The following is a 334-nucleotide window of genomic DNA, read 5'->3' as shown; positions in this document are numbered from 1 at the left end:
GCCCTGCCCGCGCTGGCGTGAAGCATCCGGACGTGATCGTCGTCGGCGCCGGCATCGTCGGCGCGGCATGCGCGGCGGAGCTGCAGGCGCTCGGGCGCGACGTGCTGCTCGTCGATGCGAACCACCCAGGCAACGGCGTGACGGCGGCCGGCATGGGCCACCTCGTCGCGCTCGACGAGACGGACGATGAACTCGACCTGTGCCTGTTGTCGCTGGCGCGCTGGGACGAATACCTGTCCACCCGCGCCGGCCTCGCGGAACACGTCCGCTGCGGCACCCTGTGGGTCGCCGAGGACGATGCCCAGATGGCCCAGGCGCGCGTCCGCGCCGGGGC

The 334-nt window shown here is 73.7% G+C and carries 1 protein-coding gene; it reads left to right on the top strand.

Translation table 11 applies throughout. From position 1 onward, the window contains the following. Positions 1 to 334, top strand: a 334-nt coding sequence (locus ACEN88_RS34860; protein ID WP_413346994.1) for an NAD(P)/FAD-dependent oxidoreductase, incomplete at both ends; no start/stop codon positions are given.

It is taken from the genome of Massilia sp. CT11-108, assembly GCF_047302915.1.
GTDB lineage: Bacteria > Pseudomonadota > Gammaproteobacteria > Burkholderiales > Burkholderiaceae_D > Telluria > Telluria orientalis.
Note: the sequence above shows the minus strand (reverse complement) of the source record. Positions and strands in the feature narration are given on the sequence as shown.